Source organism: Mesorhizobium sp. M7A.F.Ca.CA.004.04.2.1 (genome assembly GCF_004022825.1).
In the GTDB taxonomy this organism is placed as follows: Bacteria; Pseudomonadota; Alphaproteobacteria; order Rhizobiales; family Rhizobiaceae; genus Mesorhizobium.
In genome coordinates this window covers 1-4,602 of sequence record NZ_RZPH01000448.1, presented here as the reverse complement: position 1 = coordinate 4,602, position 4,602 = coordinate 1, and the positions used below count along the sequence as shown (strand labels likewise).

General features: G+C 64.0%; 3 protein-coding genes, 1 pseudogene and 1 riboswitch. Of the genes and pseudogenes, 1 reads left to right on the top strand and 3 read right to left on the bottom strand.

The features are described from left to right. The 3 genes and pseudogenes from EN893_RS19735 to gcvT form a co-directional block, all read right to left on the bottom strand. A pseudogene (locus EN893_RS19735) lies at nucleotides 1-1,461 on the bottom strand (glycine dehydrogenase (aminomethyl-transferring)); the annotation flags it as partial. A gap of 17 nt (nucleotides 1,462-1,478) precedes the next feature. Beyond that, nucleotides 1,479-1,847 carry a glycine cleavage system protein GcvH gene (gene gcvH / locus EN893_RS19730; protein ID WP_013531953.1) on the bottom strand — a complete coding sequence of 123 codons (369 nt, stop codon included), beginning with the start codon at nucleotides 1,845-1,847 and terminating at the stop codon, nucleotides 1,479-1,481. A gap of 5 nt (nucleotides 1,848-1,852) precedes the next feature. Beyond that, nucleotides 1,853-2,953 (bottom strand): glycine cleavage system aminomethyltransferase GcvT, encoded by a 1,101-nt coding sequence (gene gcvT / locus EN893_RS19725; protein WP_127267797.1) that lies wholly within the window; start codon nucleotides 2,951-2,953, stop codon nucleotides 1,853-1,855. A gap of 149 nt (nucleotides 2,954-3,102) precedes the next feature. Continuing rightward, a riboswitch (glycine riboswitch) is annotated at nucleotides 3,103-3,189 on the bottom strand. Between the two features lie 244 nt (nucleotides 3,190-3,433). On the opposite strand from gcvT, the gene EN893_RS19720 reads away from it, so the two are divergent. Further along, a complete protein-coding gene (locus tag EN893_RS19720; RefSeq protein ID WP_127267798.1) occupies nucleotides 3,434-4,435 on the top strand; it encodes a hypothetical protein in 1,002 nt (333 codons plus the stop codon). Nucleotides 4,436-4,602 lie beyond the last annotated feature (167 nt).

Sequence of the window (4,602 nt, the reverse complement as noted above, 5' to 3'; positions counted from 1 at the left end):
CCCCAGCGGGATCATGGCGCGGTCGAGCGCCAGGTCCTTGTCGGCCAGCCGGCGCAGGAAGCGCATCATCTCGGTTTCCGACTTGTTTTCGTGGAAAACAGGCTGGGTCAGGAACTCCTTGCCGCGCGGCTTGCCGGGCACCGTGCTGTCGGCGGAGACACCAGCCTTGGCGCCGAACAGGGCCGCGATTGCGTCGAGATCGGCCTCGGTCGAGGTTTCGTCGAAGGCAATGCCGATATGATCGGCATCGACGGCACGCAGCAACCTGCCACCCTTTTCAGCCGCAGTGGCGATCGAAGCTGCCTTACCCTTCACCTCGGCCGTCACCGTGTCGAAGCGGCTTGAACCGAGCACGGAGATACCTGCTGCTTTGAGCCCGGAGGCAAGACGATTGGCCAGCGTGTGGATGCGCCCGGCAATCGCCTGCAGCCCGGCGGGACCGTGCCAGATGGCATAGGCAGTCGCCATGTTGGCGAGCAACGCCTGCGCGGTGCAGATGTTGGAGGTCGCCTTGTCGCGGCGGATATGCTGTTCGCGCGTCTGCAAGGCAAGCCGGTACCCAGGCCGGCCCTTGCTGTCGGTGGACTGGCCAACCAGGCGGCCGGGCATCAACCGCGTGAGCCTGTCGGAGACGGCGCAATAGGCCGCGTGCGGGCCGCCAAAGCCCATCGGCACGCCAAAACGCTGCATCGGGCCGACGGCGATGTCGGCGCCGAGCTTGGCCGGCGCGTCGGTCAGCGTCAGGCCGAGCGGGTCGGCGATGAAGACGACGATAGCCCCGGTCGCGCGCGCCTTGTCGATCGCTGCCTTGTGGTCGCCATAGACGCCAAACGTATCCGGCCAGGAGACGAGCAGGGCGGCGGTGTTGTCGTCGATCGTCTCGCCATCGATCTCGATGCCGAGCGGCTCGGCGCGGGTGCGCACCACGTCCAGCGTCTGCGGATGCGGCGTGCCGGCAAGTGCGACCTTGGTTCGCTTGTCACGGTGGTGGCGTAAGGCGATGCCGACGGCTTCGGCCACGGCGGTTGCTTCATCGAGCAGCGAGGCCGAGGCCACCGGCAGGCCGGTCAATTCGGTGACCAGCGTCTGGAAGTTGAACAGCATTTCGAGCCGGCCTTGGCTGATCTCTGCCTGATAGGGCGTGTAGGCCGTGTACCAGGCAGGATTCTCGAACAGATTGCGCTGGATAACCGGCGGGACATGGACGCCGTGATAACCGGCGCCGATGAAGCTCTTCAGCACTGTATTCCCGGACATGACAGCCGAGAGTTCGGCCAGCGCTTCCGCCTCGCTCGCCGGTGCTGGCAGGGCAAGCGGCCGATCGAGCCGGATCGACTTCGGTACGGACTGGCTGATCAGCGTCTCGATCGAGGGCACGCCGATGGCGGCCAGCATCGCTCTGGTGTCGTTGAGGCCGGGACCGATATGGCGGGCCGAGAAGGGGTAGGGTGCTGCGGTCATGTCAATAAGTCCTGGTATCAACCGATATGGGCTTTGTAGGCGGCCTCATCCATGAGACCGGCGAGCTGGCTTTCGTCGGCAAGCTTCATCTTCCACAGCCAGCCGGCTCCGGTTGCTGCCGAGTTGACCAGCGACGGGTCCGACGACAGCGTGCCGTTCGCTTCAGTGATCTCGCCATCGACCGGTGCATAGACATCGGATGCCGCCTTGACGGATTCGACCACGACGGCGGTGTCGCCCTTGGTCAATTTCTTTCCGGTCTCCGGTAGTTCGACGAAGACGAGGTCGCCGAGCTGCTCCTGCGCGTAATCAGTGATGCCGACCGTGGCGATGCCGCCCTCGACGCGGAGCCACTCGTGATCTGATGTGAAATAGGTCGTTGCCATTGAGATCATCCTTTGCGGTAGCGATGCGGTGTGAAGGGCAGGGAACTGATATCGACTGGGATTTTTGTGCCGCGCACGTCGGCGAACACCCGCGTTCCGGGCTTTGCCAGAGGTGTCGAGACATAGCCCATGGCGACCGGATGGCCGGCCGAGGGGCCGAAACCGCCCGATGTGACCTGGCCGGCCGGATTGCCGTCGGCGTCGAAGAGCGCGGCACCGCCACGCACCGGCTGGCGACCTTCCGGCTTAAGCCCGACCCGCTTTTGCGCGGGTCCTTGTTCCACGGCGGCGCGGAGCGCATCGGCGCCGATGAAAGCGCCGGAAGCGCGGATGTCCTTTGGAATTGCCCACATCAAGGCGGCGCTGGCCGGATTGGTCTCCGGCGTGATGTCCTGGCCATGCAGGCACAGCCCTGCCTCCAGCCGCAGACTGTCGCGGGCGGCCAGGCCGATCCACAGCACGCGTTCATCGCCGAGCAGCTTCGCGACGAGATCGCGTGCATCGGCTTCCGGCAGGCCGATCTCGAAACCGTCCTCGCCGGTATAGCCCGACCGGCTCATGAACCAGTTCTTGCGCGGTTCGACACCATGCATGAAAAGCAGCGAGCCGGTCTCGATGCCGGCGCGGGAAAGGGCGGCCCAGGCTTCAGGACCCTGGATGGCCAGGAAGACGCGGTCGAGCGGCTCGACCCTGGCGTCGAAATCCGCGGCAAGTGCACGCAAATGCTTTTCGTCGGCGACGGCGTTGCCTGCGTTGGCGACTATCATGAACCTGCTATCGCCAAGTCTGGTGACGATGAGGTCGTCCAGGATGCCGCCTGCCTCGTTGAGGAAAAAGGACAGTTTGGACTGTGAGATTTGGAGTGCGCCTGCATCCAAGGGGCAAGCGCGGTTGAGCAGCGCAACCGCCTCCGGCCCGCTGACTTCGAACAGCTTCATATGCGAGATGTCGAACAGGCCGGCCTGTTCGCGGGTGTGAAGATGTTCCTTCATGACGCCCGCCGGATAGGTCAGCGGCATCGACCAGCCGGCAAAAGCACCGAAGCGCGCACCGGCGGTTACATGGATGTCTTCGAGGGGGAGGTGTCTTGTATCGTCGCCCGTCATGTCGTCTCCAGAGTCGCACGCAATCGGTCGCGAATGGCGACCAGTCCGTGCCCCTCTGTCTGAAGCCTGAGAGACTCGCGCAGCCGGAGCTCTGTCAGCGGCGCTTACACCTTCGGCGCGGGGGCAAGCCCCGACTTTCCAGAGTGTCTTTCCCGTCTACGGTTCTTTTGCCTGAGAGATTTCGGGCGATTTCCCCTTCGGCGACAGCTCTCGCTGTTCTCTCCCGCAAACAGGTAGGACTCAGACCCTGAGTCCTCGACGCGCCATCCATAGCTCGCGCGCGGCGGCTTGTCACCTGTCAGCGACATCTAAAGCGCGTGCGTACCATTCTTCAAAACCGCGGCACGTTTTTGGGCGACATGCGTTGGCCGACAAGTCTTCGCTAACCACGCCGTTTGCCGGTTTTTCAAGACACTGCTGATATGTTGGCGTGTATGACGCTTGGGGCCGGCGCTTGGCGACGGCGGACGGGGACGACAAATGGGCGAATTGATCATGAGCGCGCCGGTGGCCGGGCTGACCTCGAAAAGCCGCATCGCCGCGGAGGACGTAGCGATGTTGCGCCATGAAGTGTTCGGCGACGGCGTCGTGACGCGCGGCGAGGCCGAGGCGCTGTTTGCGCTCGATGCAACGGCGAAGGACAAATGCCAGGAATGGCCGCCCTTCTTCGTCGAGGCGGTCACCGACTATATCGTCCACCAGGAAAAGCCGTCGGGCTATATCTCGCAAGACAATGCCGACTGGCTGATCCGCACGATCTCGCGCGATGGCATGGTCGACAGCCGGACCGAGCTCGAATTGCTGGTGCATGTGCTGGAACAGGCGAAATCGTCGCCGAGCCAACTTTGTGTGTATGCGCTGGAGCAGGTGGCGCATGCCGTCATTGACGGCAAGGGGCCGCTGATGCTCGGCGGCACGCTGGCTCCCGGCCTCATCGCACAGGCGGAGGTCGAGTTGCTGCGCCGGATCCTCCACGCCCATGGCGGCGACGGCAACATCGCCATCACGCGCGCCGAGGCCGAGGTGCTGTTCAAGATCAACGAGTGCACTGCCCAAGGGCACAATGATCCGTCCTGGAACGAGCTGTTCGTCAAGGCGATCGCCAATTTCATCATGTGCTCGGCCGGCTACGAAGCACCGACGCGCGATGTGGCGCTGCGCCGTGATGCCTTCCTCGAACATGCCGATCCGGAAATCGGCGGCTTCTTCAGCCGCATGATCTCCGGCGGCCTTGCCGGCATCATGGAAGCCTATCGGTCGCCAGGCGACATCGAGGCCGAGTGGGAAGCCAAGAACAGGGCGGCCGAGGCTCTGGCCCGCCGCGCCGAGACGGTCGATGCCGGCGAAGCCGGCTGGCTGATCGAACATATCGGCGTCGACAGGCCTCTTTATGAGAACGAACGCGCGCTGTTGACCCTGATCAAGCACGCCTCACCGGAAATCCATCCGGCGCTGAGGCCGCTGCTCGACAAGGTCGCCTGAGCGGTAGGGGTTGCCTGAGCGGTAGGGGGTTGCCTCGGTCAAAGCTGGGGTTGCCCGATTAGATCTGGTCGACGTCGATGTATATCCTTGCCAAGCCTTCCCTGACGGTCGACATGGCATCGGCGACACTGATGGCGATGTGGTCGTGCATGAGCCTTGCGGCGCTG